The organism is Streptomyces xanthochromogenes (assembly GCF_014650455.1).
GTDB lineage: Bacteria > Actinomycetota > Actinomycetes > Streptomycetales > Streptomycetaceae > Streptomyces > Streptomyces xanthochromogenes.
Window position 1 is genome coordinate 170,268 of the sequence record NZ_BMUZ01000013.1, and the last position, 18,195, is coordinate 188,462.

Here is an 18,195-nt window from a genome sequence, read left to right on the forward strand (position 1 = left end):
GGCGACTGTGGACCATCCGGCCCAGTCGCCACGCCCTCGGGATGCGGAATGCGGGCTCAGCCGTGAATCTCGGTTACAGGAGGTTCACGATGCGCATCCGTCCCATCACATTCTGTGCGGCCACGATGGCCGCCGCCGCCCTGACCGTGCTGCCCGCGTCCCCCGCGGTGGCCGAGTCCGAGCCGCACGGATCGGTGCGGGTGACCCCGAGCACCACGGCTCCCGGCGGGGAGGTGGATCTGCGGGTCAGCGTGTGCGGCGGCCGCGAGGCGGTCGGCACGTCCGACGCCTTCGTCTCGGAGGCCCGCTTCACGCCCGCCGCGGACGGCGGTCTCTACGCCCAGGCCCGTATCCGCTCGGACGCACAGGACCGCGACTACGACATCTGGGTCAACTGCAAGGACAGCTCGGGCAAGGCGAGCGGCCGGCTCACCGTGGTGCACGGTCGCGATCACGACCGGGACCGCGACCACGACCGCGACTGGGACCACTCCCGGCCGTACCGGCCCGTGCACGCGGGCGGCGGCGGAGCGGCGACGCTCGCCGCCGACGAGGCCAAGGAGCAGGGCCCCGGCACCCGCCACGCGGTGATCGGCCTCGCGCTCGCGGCGGTCGCGGCGGTGGCCGTGGCGTCCCGCAGCGTGCGGCGCCGACGCAGCGGCGGCGACTGACATGTCCTCGGCACGGGGCAGTGGCCGCCTGGTCACCGGTCTCGCCTGGGCCCTGCTGCTGCTCGGCCTGTGGCTGTGGGGCCGGGACGTCAGCGACGGCCCCGGCGGTACGTCGTCGCCCACCACCGGTGACATAGCCGCGGTGGGCCGGCCGCTCGGCGTGCCGCTGCCGCCGGCCCACGATCCGCTCAAGGGCGCGACGCCGCGCCGGGTGGAGATCCCTTCCATAGGCGTCGCCGCGCCGGTGGTGCGGCGCGGCCTGGACGGCGACGGCGCGGTCGACCCGCCGCCGTACTCCACCCCCAACACGGTCGGCTGGTACGGCGACGGGCCCCGGCCGGGCGAGGCGGGCCCGGCCCTCCTGGTCGGGCACGTGGACACCGAGAGCAAGCCCGCCGTGTTCTACGGCCTCAGTGCGGCCCGCGCCGGCCAGCGCGTGAAGGTGACCGGCGCCGACGGCACGGTCGCCGAGTTCACCATCGACGACGTACAGGTCTTCCCGCGCAGCCACTTCGACGCGGCGAAGGTGTACGGACCCCGCCGGAGCGGCCGCGCCGAACTCCGGCTGATCACCTGCGGCGGAACGTACGACCGCACGACGAAGTCGTACACCGCGAACGTGGTGGTCTCGGCCTATCTGACCGACGCGAGGGAAGCGGCCCCTTCGAAGCCGCCGAAGCCCTGACCGGGCGGGGCGGGGGACCGGCCCCGGACGGGCGGCGGACGCCTGGCCCCGCCGGCGGTCCGCTCCCCCCGGAACCGCCGACCGGGCCGGCCCTCGACCGCCGGGGCTCGGGCCGCGGGAGAAGCCCGGCACTGATGCGGGAGGGTCAGGGTGGTCCTGCGACGACCGGGTCCGGGGTCGGCCAGACCACTCTAGAACCACCGCGTGCCCCGGGCCTAGGTCGATATGACGCCAAGTCGCCAGGTGAACGCGCAGAGTCGAGGAAGCTTCGGACACGCCCGGCGAGGGCGTACTCAATCCGGCCAAGGGGACTGTGATGTACGGGAGTTGGAGGGTTCGAGGGAACCGGGCGGTACGGGCCGGCGTGCTGCCGGGCGTCGCCCTGGCCCTGCTGGCCGCGGGGTGCGGCGCCGCGGACGGCGCTCCCGCACCGGCCGAGAGCGACGGCCAGGCCCCGTCCGGGCAGGCCCGACCGGCCGCGTCCACCAGCTCGTTCTGGGTCGACCCGAACACCAACGCGGCGCGCCAGCTGGCCGCGTACACCCGGGCCGGGGACAGCCGGAACGCCGCGCTCATCCGGAAGATCGCCGAGCAGCCGGTGGGCGAGTGGATCGGCGGGCCGAACCCCGAGGCGACCGTGCGCGGCTACACCGAGGCGGCGGCCCGGGCCGGGCGCACGGCGCTGCTCGTCCTCTACAACATCCCGCACCGCGACTGCGGCCAGTTCTCCCGGGGCGGCGCCCCCGACAGCGACGCCTACCGCGACTGGGTCGAGCAGGTGGCCCGGGGCATCGGCGCGCGCCCCACCACCGTCGTCCTGGAGCCGGACGCCATCCTGCACCTGGTCGACGGCTGCACGCCCCAGCAGTTCCACGAGGCGCGGTACGCCCTGCTGAAGGGGGCGGTCGAGCGGCTCAAGCGCCAGTCCACGACGAAGGTGTACGTCGACGCGGGCAACGCGGGGTGGCGCTCCCCGGAGGCCCTCGACGAACCCCTGCGGCGGGCGGGCATCCAGAGCGCCGACGGGTTCGCGGTGAACGTGTCCAACTTCCAGACCACGCGGGCGAGCCGGGAGTTCGGGCAGCGGCTCTCGGCGAAGGTCGGCGGCAAGCACTTCGTGATCGACACCAGCCGCAACGGCAACGGCCCCTACACCGAAGGGGACCCCGCCGAGAACTGGTGCAACCCGCCGGGCCGCGCCCTGGGCGAACGCCCGACGACGGATGCGGGGGGCGGCGCGGTCGACGCGTACGTGTGGGTGAAGCGCCCGGGCGAATCGGACGGCCCGTGCCGTGGCGGCCCGCCGGCCGGGGCGTGGTGGCCCCGGTACGCGCTCGGTCTGGCGGAGAACACGGGCTGAGGCGCGGGCGCGGCAGCCGACGCCGCCCGCTACGGAGAAACGACCGAGGCCCCTCGCGCTGAGCGAGGGGCCTCGGTGGTGCGTGCGCCGCCAGGGACTCGAACCCCGGACCCGCTGATTAAGAGTCAGCTGCTCTAACCAACTGAGCTAGCGGCGCCTGCTGACTCGGAAAACTTTACCGGACTCCGGAGGGTGGTTTTGACCAGCGCCACGCTGTCAGATGTTCGTTTTATCCGTTTCGTTCCGTCAAAATGCCCCATGTGGGGACAGTGGGGACACCTCTGTCCCGGCGGAAGCGCGGAAAAGATCTTCGAAGTCTCCGAGAGCGAACGAGCGGGAGGGGCAGCGCATGGATGCCAGTACACCGGGGCCGGTGTTCGAGGACTACGAGCCCGCAGGGGCGTGCGGCTGCCCGGGCTGCGCCGACCGGCGCCGGACGCGGTTGCTCCCGGTGCGCGACGGTGGCCACCCGGCGGCGAGCGGCGGCGCCCGGCGCGCACTGGTGGCGGCGACGGCCGCGTCGGTGGTGTTCGGCGGCGGCGCGGTCGCCGCGGCCGCCCCCGCCCCGGCCCTCGGCGGCCCCGGCGCGAACCGGGCCGCCGACCCCGGACCGCCCACCGAGCAGGGCGTCCAGAGCGGGCTGCACGGCGCGCCCGGGCAGCCGGCGGGCAACGGGCCCGGGCAGCTGCGGTCCATCACCCGCGCCGAGATCATCAACCGGGCCAAGACCTGGGTGACCGCGGCCGTCCCGTACAACATGGAGGCGTACTGGACCGACGGGTACCGGCAGGACTGCTCCGGCTACGTGTCCATGGCGTGGGACCTCGGTACCAACGAGTGGACGGGCAGCCTGGCGAAGTTCGCCGTGCGGATAACTCGTGACGAGCTGCAGCCCGGCGACATCCTGCTCTTCCACAACCCGGCCAACCCCAACAAGGGTTCGCACGTCGTGATCTTCGGCGGCTGGACCGACTACACGCACAACTACTACACGGCCTACGAGCAGACCCCGCCCGGCACCCGCAAGCAGGCGACCCCGTACGCGTACTGGAAGAACTCGGCCAACTACGTGCCCTACCGGTACAAGGGCCTCGCGGCCGGCACGAGCGGCGGGGAGCCCGGCACCGCCACGGGCGCTTCCACCGACACCGGGGCCGAGAGCGTGCCGACGGCCTTTCCGGGGGTCGCGCAGTTCGGGCCCGGCGCCGACAACGTCCATGTCACCCAGCTCGGGCAGATGCTGGTGAAGCGGGGCGGGGCCCGCTTCTACACCGAGGGCCCCGGACCCCGCTGGGGCACGGCCGACCTGAACGCGACCCGTGCGTTCCAGCAGGCCCAGGGCTGGACCGGCGCGGAGGCGGACGGGATTCCCGGCGAAGCGACCTGGGCGTTGCTCGTCCAGGGCAGGGGCAAGGACATTCCTCCCGCCGCGGCCGGTCCCGGGCCGGTCACGCGCCCGGTCCCCGTCTCGGCCCCCGGCCCGGTCGCGCGGCCCGCCTATCCCGGCCCGAGCTGGTTCCGGCCCGGGCAGGACAGCTGGTACGTCACCCAGCTCGGCCGGCGGCTCGTCGAGAAGGGCTTCGGCCGCTACTACGCCTCGGGCCCCGGATCACGCTGGGGCGAGGCCGACCGGCGCAATGTCGAGGCGTTCCAGCGTGCCCAGGGCTGGTCCGGTGCCGAAGCCGACGGCTATCCCGGCCCCGAGACCTGGCGGCGGCTCTTCGCATGACGCAGCGAAAGACGCAGGGAACGACGGAGGGAAACACGCGCATGCTCACCCCGACCCCACCCGCCCCCGACGGGCCCCGCGCTCCCGCCCCCGCGAGCGCGGACACCGGGCGCCGGGTGGCCGTGATCCGCAGCGAGAACACCGCCGAGATCCCGGTCCACCTGCTGTTCCGCGACGACACCGGGCCGGTCCCGGCCGTCCCCGCCCCCGAACCGCCGGCCGTGCGCCCGGTCGCCCGGCCCCCCCAGCAGGCGGGCGCCCGCACCACCGCCGCGGCCCCGGCCAGGCCCGCGCCCCCCGTCGACCCGGGGATCGTGGAACGGCCCGGCCCGATGGTGACCGGTGGGGCGGCCGTCGCCGCCGGAATCCTCGCGCTCCTGGGCTGCGGGGCGGTGATCTGGTGGACCGGGGCGCTGCCCCGGGCCCTGACCGCGCTGCTGCACCTGCCCGGCCGCCCGTACCAGGGCATCCGGCTCGAACAGTGGGCGCTGCTCACCCTCGGGGTGGGTGTGGCGGTGCTCGCGTTCGGCGGGCTCGGCCGGGGCCGCGTCGGCTTCGCCTGGGTGCTCTCGCTGTTCGGCGACTACCGGGGCAGCGTGCGCCGCACCGGCCTGGTGTGGATCAGCCCGCTGCTGCTCCGCCGCCGGGTCGACCTGAGGCTGCGGCACTGGCGCAGCGAGCCGATGGGTGCGGTCGACGCCAATGGGACCGCGCTGCGGGTGGTGGTCCTGGTGGTGTGGCGAATCCGGGACACCGCCCGGGCCACGCTCGCCGTCGCCGACCACGAGCAGTACCTGCGCCAGCAGGTGGAGGCGGCGATGGCCCGGGTCCTCTCGCAGCTCCCGGCGGACGCCTTCCACGAGGACGCGCCCACGCTGCGCAACGCGGAGGCCGTCGGTGACGCGCTGACCCGCATGCTGAAGTCGGAGACGGAGCCGGTCGGCATCGAGCTGTACTCGGCGCAGCCGACGCGCATCGAGTACGCGCCCGAGGTGGCGGCGGCGATGCGCCGGCAGCGGGTCGCGGCGATCGACGCCCGGCACCGGGACGCGGTGCTGACCTCGGTGGTGGACGCCGTGGACGACACCGTGCACCGGCTGACCTCGCGGGGCCTGGTGGAGCTCGACGCGTACGAGCGCAAGGCCCTGGTGAAGGACCTGACGGTGGCCTTCTACACGGGCCGGGGGTCGGGGGAGAGCGGCTGAGGCGCCGACGGGGTGGCCGAAGTTGTTTCGACGTTGGCCTGGACACGTCCAACTCCCGTCAATAATCTGGGACTTGGTCTAGACCGGAACATGAAATACCGCGCGCGTGCAGCTCCATCCCCGGAACTCCCCCACGTTCTCCAGGAGTGACAGCATGCGAAAGAAGCAGCGGCTCGGCGCCGCTGTGGTGGGACTCGCCGTAGCCGGCGCGTCCCTGCTCGCGACGGGCAGTGCGAGCAGCCACGGCTACACCGACCAGCCGATCAGCCGGCAGAAGGTGTGTGCCAACGGCACGGTCACCAACTGCGGCGACATCCAGTGGGAGCCGCAGTCCGTCGAAGGACCCAAGGGCTTCCCGGCGTCCGGCCCCGCCGACGGCGCGATATGCGCCGGCGGCAACAGCAGGTTCGCCGAACTGGACGACCCGCGTGGCGGTACCGGCTGGCCCACCACACAGTTGACGGGTGGTCAGACCTACACCTTCCGCTGGCAGTTCACGGCCCGGCACGCCACGACCGACTTCCGCTACTACCTCACCAAGCAGGGCTGGGACCCCACCAAGAAGCTCACCCGGGCCGCGCTCGACACCCAGCCGTTCCTGGTCGTGCCCTACGGCGGCAAGCAGCCTCCCGGCACGGTCTCGCACCAGGGCGCCATCCCCACCGGTCGGACCGGGCACCAGGTCATCGTCGCCGTGTGGACGATCGCGGACACCGGCAACGCCTTCTACGCCTGCTCGGACGTCAAGTTCTGACGGCAGGACTCCGGCGTCCGGCCGCACGTCCGGTTCTGCCGGGAACGGCGTCCGTACCCGACCGGGCGTTCAGTTCTGACGATACGTCAACTACCGTGCGGCGCCATGACGAAGCGTGTGCCGACCGTGTCGGAGTACGTACAGCGCCAGTGGGGTGACCGGCGGACCGGACTGCGGTACGGCGATCTGGAACTCACCCACCACGAGATCGCCGCGGGTGCCGCCGCCCGCGCCGCGCTCCTCGCCGAGCTGCTGCCCCGGGGTGTGGAGCCACACCTCGGGGTACTGCTCGACAACACCCCGGAGTTCCCGCTCTGGCTCGGCGCGGCGGCCCTCGCGGGGGCCGCCGTCGCGGGCATCAACCCCACCCGGCGCGGGCCCGAGCTGGCCCGCGACATCCTGCACACCGAATGCAGGGTCCTGGTCACCGCGCACGCCCACCTTCCCCTGCTCGACGGCCTCCAACTGCCGGGCGTACGCGTCGTGGTGACCGGGACCGAGGAGTTCGCCCGGCTCCTCGCGCCGTACGAGGGCGCGAAGCCGGGCGAGGTGGAGGCGGCGGCGGGCCCGGTCGGTCCCGCGAGCCGGCTCCTGCTGTACTTCACCTCCGGCTCGACCGGCGCCCCCAAGGCCGCGATCTGCACGCAGGGGCGGCTCGCGGCGGCGGGCGAATCCCTCGTCACCCACTTCGGGCTCGGCCGGGACGACGTCCACTACATCTGCATGCCGCTCTTCCACGGCAACGCGGTGATCGCCAACTGGGCCCCCGCGCTCGTGGCGGGGGCGGGCGTGGCCCTGCGGGACCGCTTCTCGGCGTCGCGGTTCCTGGACGACGTACGGGCCCACGGCGCCACGTACTTCACCTACGTCGGCCGGGCCGTCCAGTACCTCCTCGCCACGCCCGCCCGGCCGGACGACCGGGAGCACCGGCTGCGGATCGGGTTCGGTACGGAGGCGGGGGCGGTGGACGCGGACCGGTTCGCCGAACGGTTCGGGGTACGGCTCGTCGAGGGGTACGGGTCCTCCGAGGGCGGCGCCGCGATCCAGCGCACTCCGGGCACACCGGCCGGTGCGATAGGCCGGGCCGCGCCGGGCGGCGACCTCGCGGTGGTGGACCCGGAGACGGGCCGCGAGTGCGAGCGGGCGCGGTTCGACGGGGTCGGGCGGCTGCTCAATGGGGGTGCCGCGATAGGGGAGTTGGTGAACAGGGCGCCGAATCCGTTCGAGGGGTACTGGCGCAATCCGTCCGCCGACGCGGAACGCCGCAGGGGCGGTTGGTACTGGACGGGCGACCTCTTCTATCGCGACGCGGACGGTTTCCTCTACTTCGCGGCGCGGACCGACGACCGCATCCGGGTGGACAGCGAGAACCTGGCCGCCTCGATGATCGAGAACATCCTCGCGCGGTGGGAGGGGGTGACGGGGGTGGCGGTGTACGCCGTCCCCGACCCGGTGACGGGGGACCAGGTCATGGCGGCGCTCTCGCTCCGCGAGGGGCTGGACTTCGACCCGTCGGGCTTCGCCGAATTCCTTTGCGCCCAACCGGACTTGGGCACGAAGATGGCGCCGCGTTTCGTCCGGGTGCTTGCGGGGTTGCCGGTCACGGCGACGAACAAGGTGCGGCGGGGGGTGCTGCGGGGGGAGGGCTTCTGGTCCGGCGGCCCGGTGTGGTGGCGCCCCCCGGGCGCCCCCGGCTACCGCCCCCTGACCCCCGCGGACGTCCCCGGCGCCCGAGGCCTCCAGGGGCGCGGGAACCGCGCGATCAGCCACGCACGGTCCGCATCCGAAGACGGGGCCGGCGGCGCGGGGGCTGCGTGATCGGCTCCGCACGGTCGGCAGGCCTGCGCGGCGCGCGGCCGAACAGGGGTTGCGGGCGGATCCCCGGACCGCCGCGCGGACCGCGGGCCGGCCAACACATGCCCGGAACGGGTGACTTGTCGGCCAGCATCCCCCGCGCACCCCCGCCACAGTGCGTGGATGGGCACGTGAACCCCCGCCTCCTCCTCGCCGCGCTCCTCGCCGCCACCGCCACGCTCCTCGCCGGCCCCGCCCCCGCCACCGCCCACACCGGCTTCCACGAGTACGTGGCACTCGGCGACTCCTGGTCCGCCGACGTCACCGTGCTCGGCATCGATCACACCTACGCCCCCTCCGGCTGCGCCCAGAGCACCTGGAACTACCCCAAGCAGGTCGCCGCCCGGCTCGGTGTGAAGACCTTCCGGGACGCGACGTGCGGCGGCGCCACCACCGCCGAGATGACCGCGCCCCAGGACGTCGGCCACGTACCGCTGCTCGCGCAGGGCGTGAACCCGGCCCAGTTCGACCGGCTCACCCCCTCCACCGACCTCGTCACCGTCGGCATCGGAGGCAACGACATCGGCCTGGCCGCCGCCGTCATCGGCTGCGTCAACCCGCTGCCCGCCCCCTTGGGCACCCCGTGCCGGACCCGGTTCGCCGGGGCCGACGGGCGGGACGTGATGTCCCGGCGGATCGCGGACACCAGGTCCCGGATCGCCGGCGTCCTGGAGGGCATTCACCAGCGCTCGCCCAGGGCCACCGTGCTGGTCGTCGACTATCTGGCGGGCGTCGCCGCCAACCGCGGCTGCTACCCGCTGGTGCCCGTCCTCGACGAGGACCTCACCTGGCTCGGCGCCCGGCTGAAGGAGCTGAACGGGATGCTCGCCTCCGCCGCGGACGAGGGCGGGGCCACGTTCGTCGACACGTACGCGGGGAGCGTCGGGCACGACGTCTGCCAGCCCGAGGGGACGAGGTGGGTCGAGGGCCTGGCACCGCTGTCCACCAACCCGCCCGGGCTCGCCATCCCCTTCCACCCCAACCGCCTCGGCGCCGATCACCAGGCCGCGACGGTGCTGCACGCACTGGGGAGTTGAGGGGCGAGCGACAGCCGCGAAGGGCCGGTCATCGTGCGATGACCGGCCCTTCGTCCTGCGGGTGCGCGCTCACGCCACGAGTTCGGCCTCCGCCCCCCGCGTCTCCGCCGGCCGCGCCTCGGCCGCAGGACCCCGCAGCATCCATGCCGCCAGCACCCCGGCGACGACCAGGATCAGCGAGCCGCCGACCGCCGCGTACTGCATGCCGTGCACGAAGGCCTCCCGGGCGAGCGCGGCCAGGGTGTGGTCGGCTCCGGCCAGGGCGGCGCCCAGGGTTTCGCGGGCGGCGGCCGGGGCCGAGTCGGGCATGTCGGCGCGGTAGACCGCGGTGCCGATCGAACCGAGCACCGCCATCCCGAGCGCCCCGCCGAACTCCTGGCCCGTCTCCAGGAGCGAGGCCGCCGAACTCGCCTTCTCGACGGGGGCCGAAGTCAGCGCCATGTCGGAGACCAGGGCCATCACCGTCACGATGCCCATGCCGATGACCGCCGCACCCGCGAGCACCGTCCACAGCGAATCGGTGCCGGCCAGCGCGAGCAGGACGTAGCCGACGGCGGCCAGGGCGAAGCCCGTGGCGATGACGTAGGCCCGGTTCACCTTCCGTGCCACGACGGTCGCCGTCGGGGCCGCGATTCCGACGGCCAGCGACGGGGCGACGCTCCAGAGCGCGGCCCGCAGGCTGCTCATGCCGAGCACCGACTGGATGTACTGGGTGGTGAAGTAGGCCGAGCCCATCATGGCGAACGTGGCGATGCTGTTGAGCGAGATGGCGGCGCCGAACCCCCGCCCGGGGCGGAAGAGTTCAGGGCTGATCAGTGCGTCGCGCCGGGTGAGCTGGCGGCGTACGAAGACCGCCCCGACGACCAGCCCCGCGGCGACACACACCGCGGGTGCGGAGGAGAACCCGTCGGCCGCGAACTTCTTCAGCCCGTACACCACCGGCAGCACCGCGCCCATCGACAGCGGCACGCTCAGCAGGTCGAACCTGCCGGGCGCCGGGTCCTTGAACTCCGGCACGAGCACCGGCGCCAGGACGAGCAGCAGCACCATCGCGGGCACGTTGATCAGGAAGACCGAGCCCCACCACAGGTGCTCCAGCATGACCCCGCTGAGCACCGAGCCGAGGGCGATGCCGCCCGCCATGGCGCCGGACCAGATGCCGACGGCCTGCCCACGCTGCTTGTCGTCGCGGAACATGTTGCGGACCAGGCCCATCGTCGAGGGCATCAGGGTCGCGCCGCCGAAGCCGAGCAGGGCGCGCGAGGCGATGAGCATGTCCGCGCTGGTCGCGTACGCGGCGGTCACCGAGGCGACGCCGAACGCGGCCGCGCCGATCAGGAGCAGTTTGCGCCGGCCGATCCGGTCGCCGAGCGAGCCCATCGTGATCAGCAGCCCGGCCAGCGCGAAGGCGTACACGTCCACGATCCACAGCTGCTGGGTGGCCGAGGGGTGGAGCTCGCGGCTGATGGAGGGCAGGGCGAAGTAGAGGACGGAGACGTCCATCGAGACGAGGAGGAGGGGCAGCAGGAGGACGACGAAGGCGGTCCATTCCCTGCGCCCGGCACGGAGGCAGGGGCCGCCGGTGGAGCTCGCTGTGGTGCTCGTCGAGTTCGTCATGACAGCGAATGTACGGGCGTCTTAAACGCTTGTCTAGTACGGATGTGTAAAACGAATGTCTGGATGTGCCGAGAGGGTGGGTGGGGTGGGGTGGAGGTGGGGGTGGAGCGGACTGCCGGGCGCATGGGCGCTGTTCCGGGCGCGGGTCGGGCGCGGTCATGGGTGCGGGGCACGGGTGTTCGCGGGCCCGGATGGTGGGCCATGGGTGTGGGCGCACGAAAAAGCCCCTCGCTTTCGCGAGGGGCCTTTTCCGTCTGTGCGCCGCCAGGGACTCGAACCCCGGACCCGCTGATTAAGAGTCAGCTGCTCTAACCAACTGAGCTAGCGGCGCGTGCTGACAGAGAAAATACTACCTGGTCCGGCGGGGTGCTACCGACCACCCGCCGACCACCCCCCGGCCACCCGGACCGGGGTGCGCCGGGCGCCTCAGATGGCCAGCGAGAGCACCACGGGGGCGGCCCGGCGGTTGAGGGTGTCGGCCGCGGCGCGCAGGCGGTGGGCGTGCTCGATCGGCATCGACAGGGCGAGGCATCCCACGGCCGAGCCGGCGGTGAGCGGGACGGCCGCGCAGACCGTCCCGACCGCGTACTCCTGGAGGTCGAGGACCGGGACGGTGGCCGGCTGGCTGTCGAGCTTGGAGAACAGGACCTTCTCGCTGGTGATCGTGCGCGAGGTGAGCCGGGCGATCTTGTGCCGGGACAGATGGTCGCGGCGGCCGTTCTGGTCGAGCTGGGTGAGCAGGCACTTGCCGACCGTGCTCGCGTGCGCCGCCGACTTGAAGTCGACCCACTCGTTGACCTTCGGGGCGCGCGGCCCGTCCGCGTACTGGGTGATCTTGACCTCGCCGTCGATGTAGCGGCTGATGTAGACCGCCGCACCCACCGAGTCGCGCAGCGACATCAGGGTGTCCTGGAGCTTGGTCTCCAGGGCCTGCTGGCGGGCGGCGCCCGAGCCGAGCAGAACCATCGAGTCGCCGATCACATAGGCGCCGTCGGCCACCTGCTCGACATAGCCCTCGCGGCGCAGCATCAGGAGCATGGAGGCCAGATGGGCGGTGGGCAGACCCGTTTCGCGAGCGATCTGGACATCGGTCACGCCCCCGCCGTGCCGGGAGATCGCTTCGAGGACGCGGAGGACGTACTGCACCGAATGGAACGGCGCGGTCGGCTCTGGCTTCAGCGCCACGTTTTCCCCCTAGCCCGTCGAGCTGTGAAGGTGGCAGGTCTGCCGTTCCACGATAGCCGCCAAGACCCCTTCGCGGTGGGGGTGTTGACAAGATTGGTGGCGCGTTCCAGGTGCTCTACGCTGGGACGCGCCACCGTGGCATATGCCAGAGTCACGATCGGGAGCGCACGGCGGGCCGGACCGTGAGGTCAGCGCCGTGCACAGCGCGTGGTCAGGCAATTGCTCCGAGGAACTCCCGCGTCCGCTCGTGCTCCGGGTCGCCGAAGATCTTCCCGGGCGGCCCGGACTCGATGACCTTGCCCGCGTCGAACATCATCACCTCGTCCGAGATGTCCCGGGCGAAGCTCATCTCGTGCGTGACGCAGAGCATCGTGATGTCGGTGGTGCGGGCGATGTCGCGCAGCAGGTCGAGGACGCCCGCGACCAGCTCCGGGTCGAGCGCGGAGGTCACCTCGTCCAGGAGCAGCACCTCGGGCCGCATCGCGAGCGCCCGCGCGATCGCGACGCGCTGCTGCTGCCCGCCGGACAGTTGGGAGGGCTTCGCGTCGCGCTTCTCGCCCAGTCCCACCAGGTCCAGCAGCTCGCGCGCCCGCTCCTCGGCCTCGTCGGCGCCCAGGCCGAGCACGCGCACCGGGGCCTCGGTGATGTTGCGCAGGACGCTCATGTTGGGGAACAGGTTGAACTGCTGGAAGACCATGCCGATCTTCTTGCGGGCCTCCCTGCGCTCCTTCTCGCCGGCCGGGTACAGCCGGTTCCCGTTGACCTGGATGGTCCCGGAGTCCGGGGTCTCCAGGGTCATGAGCAGCCGCAGGATGGTGGTCTTGCCGGAGCCCGAGGGGCCGATCAGGGTGACGTGCTTGCCTTTGCGGGCGCTGAAGCAGAGGTCGTCGAGGACGGTGTTGTCGCCGAAGCGTTTGGTGACGTTCTCGAAGCGGATCAGCTCGGTGCCGCCCTGCTTCTTCACGGGCATCTCGATCTGGGTGTCAGCGGACAAGGCGGCGCTCCAGGGCTCGTACGAACAGCGAAGCCGGATAGGCGATGAGGATGAAGGCGACGCCGACGACGGTCAGCGGCTCGGTGTACTGGAAGGTGCTCGCCCCCGCCAGGCGGGACTGCTGGAGCATCTCCAGGACACTGATCCCGGCGAGCAGCGGGGTGTCCTTCAGCATGGAGATGACGTAGTTGCCGAGCGCCGGCGCGATGCGGCGGACGGCCTGCGGCAGGATCACGGCGAACCAGGTGCGGTGCGCGGGCAGGCTCAGCGCGGTGGCCGCTTCCCACTGGCCCTTGGGCACGGCGTCGATGCCGGCCCGGTAGACCTGCGCGGTGTACGTCGAGTAGTGCAGGCCGATGGCGAGGATGCCGGTGGTCAGCGCGGAGAACTTCACGCCCCACTCCGGCAGCACGAAGAACAGGAAGAACAGCTGCACCAGTAGGGGGGTGGTGCGGATGAACTCCGTGATCAGGTTGACCGGCCAGCGCACGAAGCGGGTCGGGGCCCGGAAGGCCAGCGCCCACACCAGGCCGAGGGTGAAGGAGATGAGCGAGCCGAGCGCGAGGATCTCCAACGTGGTGACCACGCCGTCCCCGAAGCGCGGCATGAAGTCCCGGACGGCGGACCAGTCCCAGGTCATCGCAGGTCACCTCGCACTGCTGTCGTGCCGCCGACCGCGGCGGGCCTGCGTGGCTTGGCGGGGGTGCGGGCCCCGCCCCCCGGATCGGCCGTGGTGATCCCGAGGTTCGCCTTGGTGCGGCGCTCCAGCGCCTTCATTCCGCGGGTGATCGCGAAGGCGAGGACGAAGTAGATGACGAGGGTGACGGAGTAGATCTGCGCGCTGTCCTGGGTCGCGAGCCGCACCAGGTACGCCGCGAAGGACACGTCGCCGACGCCGAGCAGGGAGACGAGTGCCGTCCCCTTGAGCAGCTCGACCAGCAGGTTGCAGAACGGCGGGATCATCTCCGGCACCGCCTGCGGCAGCAGCACGAGCCGCATCCGCTGCCAGGGCGTGAGGCTGAGCGCGATGCCCGCCTCGCGCTGGGCGGGCGGCACCGAGTTCAGCGCGCCGCGCACGATCTCCGCGCCGTACGCGCCGTAGGAAAGCCCGAGCGCGAGCACCGCGGCCCACATCGGGACCAGCTGCCAGCCGGCCAGCGGCGGCAGCACGAAGAACAGCCAGAACATCAGGACCAGGGCCGAGGTCCCGCGGAAGATCTCCGTGTACGCGGCCGCGAGGAAGCGCACCAGGCGCGAGCGGTGGGTGCGGGCCAGGCCGATGCCGAAGGCGACGAGGGCGGCCAACGCGGCGCTGTACACGGTGAGTTGGATCGTGATCCAGATGCCCGGAAGCACCCAGTGCTGCCACAGTCCCGCCGTCATCGGCACAGCTCCTTGGCGGTCAACTTGGTCATCTCGGCCTGGGTGAAGCCGAACGGTTTCAGGATGCGGAAGAGTTCGCCGCTCTGCTTCATGCGGTGGATCTCGGCGTTGAAGGCGTCGCGCAGGGCGCCGTCGGTGGGGCGGAAGGCGAAGCCGCCGCCGTCGATCTTCTTCTTGCCGTCGACGACCGCCGCGAACGGCTGGGTGGCCTCGGCCTTCGCGCTCTTCTTGGCGGCCTCGCGCACGGTCAGCGCGGTGCCGGCGAAGACGTCCACGCGGCCGGACTCGACCGCGTTCAGGCCCGCCACCTGGTCCTGGAGGATGACGATGTTCTTCTCGGGGTAGCCGGCGGCGGTGGCGTAGCCGATCTCCGCGTAACCGGTGCCGGTCGCGAACCTGGCCTTGCTGCGGACCACGTCCTCGTAGGTGTGGAGGTTCTTCGGGTTGCCCTTGCGGACGATGAAGGCGTCCAGCATCTGGTACTCGGGGTCCGCGAACAACACCTGCGAACAGCGGTCCTTGTTGATGTACATACCGGCCGAAACGACGTCGAACTGCTGGGAGTTGAGGCCGGGGATCAGCGAGGAGAAGTCGGTGGCCACGGGCTGGACGTGGCCGATGCCGAGCCGCTTGAAGATCACCTTGGCGAGTTCCGGTGCCTCGCCGGTGAACTCGCCCTGGTCGTTCACATACCCGTACGGGACTTCGCCGGCGATGCCGAGGCGCACCGTGCCCTGGGACTTGAGGCGGGCGAGGGCGTTGCCGTGGGGAACGCGGGAGCAGGCCGCCGCGCCGGTGAGGGCGACGGCGGCGGTGCCGGTGAGCAGGGTGCGCCTGGGTATGGAGGGTCTGGGGCGTGAGGTAGCTCGAGCCATGGCGGCGCGGCTACCCGACTTCACGCGGCCCATGCCCCCCATTTTTCCGGGCGTCCCGCGTGGCCGCCCGCCGGACTCAGCTGCCCGGACGGCCCTGGAGGGCTGCCGACGCCCGCAGCACGGTCCGCTCCCCGTAGCGCGCGGCGATCAGCTGGAGGCCCACGGGAAGGCCGTTCGCGTCCGTGCCGACCGGGACCGTCGCCGCGGGCTGCTGGGTCAGATTGAACGGGTAGGTGAACGGCGTCCAGCCTGTCCAACGATGGGGCCTTGAGCTCCGCGGGGCGGCCCGGCCGGCTTCGAAGGCGGTGATCGGCAGCGTCGGGGTGGCGAGCAGGTCGTAGCGCTGGTGGAAGCGGGCCATCCGCCGCCCGAGCTCGATCCGGGCCTCCTGGGCGGCGAGCAGGTCGAGGGCGGAGAGGCGGGCACCCCGCGCCGCGATCGCACGCAGTCCGGGGTCGAGCAACTGCCTTGTGTCCGAGCTCAGTTGCTCCACGAGGCGGGCCGCTCCGGCGTTCCACAGCGCGTTGAAGGCGTCGATCGGGTCCGCGAAGTCGGGGTCGGCCTCCTCCACGTGGGCGCCGAGGTCCGCGAGCCGGGTCACCGCCGTCCGTACGGCGGCCGCCACCTCGGGGTGCACCGCGACCTGGCCGCCGAAGGAGGGCGAATAGGCGATGCGCAGCCCCTTCACGCCGGCCGCCGCGTCCTCGGCGAGGGCCTCGGCGTAGCAGCGGGCGGGCGGTTCGAGGGCGGTGGGGTCGCGCGGGTCCGCGCCGCTGATCACGTCGAGGAGCAGCGCCGCGTCCGCCGCGTCCCGGGCGAGGGGGCCCACGTGGGACAGCGTGCCGAACGGGCTCGCGGGGTGCAGCGGGACCCGGCCGTAGGTGGGCTTGAGGCCGAACACCCCGCAGAAGGAAGCCGGTATCCGGATCGAGCCGCCGCCGTCGGTGCCGAGCGACAGCGGCCCCGCCCCGGCCGCGACCGCCGCCGCGCTGCCGCCGCTGGAGCCGCCCGAGGTGCGGGCGGGGTCGTGCGGATTGCGGGTGATGCCGGTGCGCGGCGAGTCGGTCACGCCCTGCCAGCCGAACTCGGGTGTCGTCGTCTTGCCGATCAGCACCGCCCCGTGTTCGCGCAGCCGCGCGACGGCGGGCGAGTCGACGTCCCAACTGCCGCTCTCCTCTGTGGTGTTGGACCCTTTCAAGGTGGGCCCGCCGGCCTGGAGGAGGGTGTCCTTCACGGATACCGGCACCCCGTCGAGCAGCCCCCTCGGCTCTCCCGCGCGCCAGCGCTCGGTCGCGGCGCGGGCCTGGGTCAGGGCGGGCTCGGTGTCGACGCGCACGAACGCGTTCAGGCGCGGCTGGATCTCCTCGATCCGGGCCAGTACGGCTCGGGTCGCTTCGAGGGGTGAGAAGGTGCCCGCCCGGTAGCCGGACAGGAGTTGACGTGCCGTCAGGTCGGTGAGTGCGCTCGGCTCGGTCATGAGGGGTGTCGTACCCATCCCGACGGCCCGCCACGTGGGGCGTCGGCGCCGGGAATAAAACGGAGAGACCCTCCTGTTAGCTGACCATGTGCGTACGTTCCCGTACGCACGGTGCGAACGACGTGACGAGCTGGAGGCGTGGACCGGTGGACGTGGATGCGATTCGAGGGACGGCGGCCGGGACCGCGCCGGTGCCCCTGTCGGTGCTCGACCTGGTGACCGTGGGCAACGGCTACACCGCCAACCGTGCCCTGCGCACCAGCGTGGAGATCGCGCAGCTGGCCGAGCGGCGCGGCTTCCACCGGCACTGGGTCGCCGAACACCACTCGATGCCGGGCGTCGCCTCGTCCGCGCCGGCCGTGATCCTCGCCCACCTCGCCGCCCACACCTCGCGCATCCGGCTCGGCTCGGGCGGCGTGATGCTGCCCAACCACGCGCCGCTGGTGATCGCCGAACAGTTCGGCACGCTGGAGGCGATGGCGCCGGGCCGTATCGACCTCGGGCTCGGCCGGGCGCCCGGCACGGACGGGGCGACCGCGGCGGCGCTGCGCCGCACGGACCGGCTCAACGAGGGCGCCGAGGACTTTCCGCAACAGCTCGCCGAGCTGACCCGGTTCCTCGACGACGACTTCCCCGACGGGCACCCCTACGCCCGCATCCACGCGGTTCCCGGGCCCGTGCAGGGCCCCTCGGGCCGCCCCCCGATCTGGCTGCTCGGCTCCTCCGGCTTCAGCGCCCGCCTGGCCGGCACGCTCGGGCTGCCGTTCGCGTTCGCCCACCACTTCTCGGCGGCGAACACCGTCCCGGCGCTCGACCTCTACCGGGATTCCTTCCGGCCGTCCGCGGTCCTGGACGCGCCGTACGCCCTGATCGGTGTCTCGGCGCTGGCCGCGGACGACGAGCGCGAGGCGCGGCGCCAGACGCTGACCAACGCGCTCTCGATGGTCCGGCTCCGCACCGGGCGCCCCGGGCTCGTGCCGACGCCGGAGGAGGCCGAGGCCTACCAATTCAGCGCGCTGGAGCGGGAGTTCGTGGACAGCTGGCTGTCCAACGTGATCTCCGGTACGGCGGACGAGGTGCGGGTGGGTCTGGACGACCTCCAGAAGCGGACGGGCGCGGACGAGCTGATGCTGACGGCCAACGCGCACAGCCCGGAGGCCCGCCTCCGCTCCTACGCGCTGCTGGCCGACGCGTACGAACTGCCCGAGCTCTGACCCCTGGGGGCCGCGGGGCTGCGACAGGCGTGGCTCCGCCGCGCGGGCGCGACCGGCCCCCGCACGGTCTGCGGGCGAAATGAACCCATGCGGAAGCGGTCCTTTGCGGCGTGCCCGGCAGCAAGGGGTCTCTTCCGCATGTCGTGTGGTCGGGT

At 72.6% G+C, this 18,195-nt stretch carries 16 protein-coding genes and 2 tRNA genes; 9 read left to right on the plus strand and 9 right to left on the minus strand.

The window, feature by feature from the left end:
* Positions 1–89 precede the first annotated feature (89 nt).
* The 3 genes from IE267_RS30600 (at position 90) to IE267_RS30610 (ending at position 2,716) form a co-directional block, all read left to right on the plus strand.
* A complete protein-coding gene (locus tag IE267_RS30600) occupies positions 90–671 on the plus strand; it encodes a hypothetical protein (protein WP_189765411.1) in 582 nt (193 codons plus the stop codon).
* A gap of 1 nt (position 672) precedes the next feature.
* Positions 673–1,356 carry a class F sortase gene (locus tag IE267_RS30605; protein ID WP_161246976.1) on the plus strand — a complete coding sequence of 228 codons (684 nt, stop codon included), beginning with the start codon at positions 673–675 and terminating at the stop codon, positions 1,354–1,356.
* A gap of 316 nt (positions 1,357–1,672) precedes the next feature.
* Positions 1,673–2,716 carry a glycoside hydrolase family 6 protein gene (locus tag IE267_RS30610; protein ID WP_229861499.1) on the plus strand — a complete coding sequence of 348 codons (1,044 nt, stop codon included), beginning with the start codon at positions 1,673–1,675 and terminating at the stop codon, positions 2,714–2,716.
* 83 nt (positions 2,717–2,799) lie between these two features.
* On the opposite strand, the gene IE267_RS30615 is transcribed toward IE267_RS30610, so the two are convergent.
* Positions 2,800–2,873, minus strand: a tRNA-Lys gene (locus tag IE267_RS30615).
* Between the two features lie 192 nt (positions 2,874–3,065).
* On the opposite strand from IE267_RS30615, the gene IE267_RS30620 reads away from it, so the two are divergent.
* The 5 genes from IE267_RS30620 (at position 3,066) to IE267_RS30640 (ending at position 9,295) form a co-directional block, all read left to right on the plus strand.
* Entirely contained in the window at positions 3,066–4,445 is a 1,380-nt protein-coding gene (locus IE267_RS30620; protein WP_189765412.1) for a peptidoglycan-binding protein, read from the plus strand.
* Positions 4,446–4,486: 41 nt separating this feature from the next.
* Positions 4,487–5,650 carry an SPFH domain-containing protein gene (locus tag IE267_RS30625; protein ID WP_373304611.1) on the plus strand — a complete coding sequence of 388 codons (1,164 nt, stop codon included), beginning with the start codon at positions 4,487–4,489 and terminating at the stop codon, positions 5,648–5,650.
* Positions 5,651–5,804: 154 nt separating this feature from the next.
* Complete coding sequence (locus IE267_RS30630) at positions 5,805–6,404, plus strand: lytic polysaccharide monooxygenase auxiliary activity family 9 protein (RefSeq protein ID WP_189765414.1); 600 nt, start codon at positions 5,805–5,807, stop codon at positions 6,402–6,404.
* 105 nt (positions 6,405–6,509) lie between these two features.
* Positions 6,510–8,222 carry an AMP-binding protein gene (locus tag IE267_RS30635; protein WP_189765415.1) on the plus strand — a complete coding sequence of 571 codons (1,713 nt, stop codon included), beginning with the start codon at positions 6,510–6,512 and terminating at the stop codon, positions 8,220–8,222.
* Positions 8,223–8,389: 167 nt separating this feature from the next.
* A complete protein-coding gene (locus IE267_RS30640) occupies positions 8,390–9,295 on the plus strand; it encodes an SGNH/GDSL hydrolase family protein (protein ID WP_189765416.1) in 906 nt (301 codons plus the stop codon).
* 69 nt (positions 9,296–9,364) lie between these two features.
* On the opposite strand, the gene IE267_RS30645 is transcribed toward IE267_RS30640, so the two are convergent.
* The 8 genes from IE267_RS30645 to IE267_RS30680 form a co-directional block, all read right to left on the minus strand.
* Positions 9,365–10,912 carry an MFS transporter gene (locus tag IE267_RS30645; RefSeq protein WP_189765417.1) on the minus strand — a complete coding sequence of 516 codons (1,548 nt, stop codon included), beginning with the start codon at positions 10,910–10,912 and terminating at the stop codon, positions 9,365–9,367.
* Positions 10,913–11,169: 257 nt separating this feature from the next.
* A tRNA-Lys gene (locus IE267_RS30650) sits at positions 11,170–11,243 on the minus strand.
* A 95-nt stretch (positions 11,244–11,338) separates the two neighbouring features.
* Complete coding sequence (locus IE267_RS30655; RefSeq protein WP_189765418.1) at positions 11,339–12,097, minus strand: IclR family transcriptional regulator; 759 nt, start codon at positions 12,095–12,097, stop codon at positions 11,339–11,341.
* 211 nt (positions 12,098–12,308) lie between these two features.
* Positions 12,309–13,067, minus strand: a complete 759-nt coding sequence (locus IE267_RS30660; RefSeq protein ID WP_167156181.1) for an amino acid ABC transporter ATP-binding protein — start codon at positions 13,065–13,067, stop codon at positions 12,309–12,311.
* A gap of 13 nt (positions 13,068–13,080) precedes the next feature.
* Complete coding sequence (gene ehuD, locus IE267_RS30665) at positions 13,081–13,731, minus strand: ectoine/hydroxyectoine ABC transporter permease subunit EhuD (protein WP_161245610.1); 651 nt, start codon at positions 13,729–13,731, stop codon at positions 13,081–13,083.
* Positions 13,728–14,474 carry an ectoine/hydroxyectoine ABC transporter permease subunit EhuC gene (gene ehuC / locus IE267_RS30670; RefSeq protein ID WP_167153035.1) on the minus strand — a complete coding sequence of 249 codons (747 nt, stop codon included), beginning with the start codon at positions 14,472–14,474 and terminating at the stop codon, positions 13,728–13,730. Before ehuC ends, ehuD begins: the two co-directional genes overlap by 4 nt.
* Entirely contained in the window at positions 14,471–15,349 is an 879-nt protein-coding gene (gene ehuB, locus IE267_RS30675) for an ectoine/hydroxyectoine ABC transporter substrate-binding protein EhuB (RefSeq protein WP_161245608.1), read from the minus strand. Before ehuB ends, ehuC begins: the two co-directional genes overlap by 4 nt.
* Before the next feature lie 76 nt (positions 15,350–15,425).
* The gene (locus IE267_RS30680) at positions 15,426–16,826 is read right to left on the minus strand and encodes an amidase (protein ID WP_189765419.1); all 1,401 of its coding nucleotides are present in this window, start codon (positions 16,824–16,826) and stop codon (positions 15,426–15,428) included.
* A gap of 86 nt (positions 16,827–16,912) precedes the next feature.
* Here IE267_RS30680 and IE267_RS30685 point away from each other — a divergent pair, with 86 nt between their 5' ends.
* Positions 16,913–18,040, plus strand: a complete 1,128-nt coding sequence (locus tag IE267_RS30685) for an LLM class flavin-dependent oxidoreductase (RefSeq protein WP_189765420.1) — start codon at positions 16,913–16,915, stop codon at positions 18,038–18,040.
* Positions 18,041–18,195: the final 155 nt, after the last annotated feature.